This is a genomic window from Mesorhizobium sp. M7A.F.Ca.MR.362.00.0.0 (assembly GCF_004023175.1).
GTDB lineage: Bacteria > Pseudomonadota > Alphaproteobacteria > Rhizobiales > Rhizobiaceae > Mesorhizobium.
In genome coordinates, this window is record NZ_RZTF01000847.1 from 1 (window position 1) to 753 (window position 753).

The window sequence follows — 753 nt, forward strand, 5'->3', positions numbered from 1 at the left end:
TCTCGGACCAATACGCCCGCAAATACATGCAGCTCGGCAACCAGGCGCCGATGGGGGTGACCACCGACACCGACATCTTGCGGCGCTATGCGCTGCTGTCGGAAGGCCAGAGCGAGTATGGCATCAAGCTCTCCTCCTTCTACGTCAATGCGATCTTCACCAACCCCGTCGCCTGGCCTTATGAACGTGACGTGCTCGTCGCGCTGACCAGGATGTTGAAAGGCTTTGGCTCACCGGTGCTGGTTCTCGGCGGCGGCCCCTCGGAAGCCGCTGCCGGGGCGCACACGGCCGACGACTACCGCGCCTTTTGCCGGGCGCTCGAGGATATCGGCAGGCGGACAAAGGACCTTGGCATCGAGACGGTCTATCACCCGCACCTCGACACCTTCATCGAGCGCCGCGACCAGCTCGATCGCATGATGGATGAACTGGATACCGATCTGGCCGGCCTGTGCATCGATCCGGCGCATCTTGCGCATACCAATTCCGATCCGGTCGACGCGGTAAAGACCTACATTTCGGCCGTGCGCTACATGCATTTCAAGGACACCAGGGTCGATCCGGCGCTGAAGGGCTATGACCGCTATGGCGCCTTTTGCGAGCTCGGCGCCGGGGTCGTCGATCTCGCCGGCATCGTCGACGTCCTGCTGGATGCAAACTACGACGGGCTCGCCATCATCGAGCTGGATGCGTCCAAGAAAACGGCAGAGCAAAGCACGCTCGAGAGCATCGCCTATGTCAGGGACACGCTCG

1 protein-coding gene is annotated in these 753 nt (G+C 62.0%); it reads left to right on the top strand.

Going from position 1 to position 753, the window contains the following annotated elements:
- The coding region (locus EOC06_RS38125; protein WP_128310165.1) for a sugar phosphate isomerase/epimerase at positions 1-753 on the top strand (753 nt) is incomplete at both ends.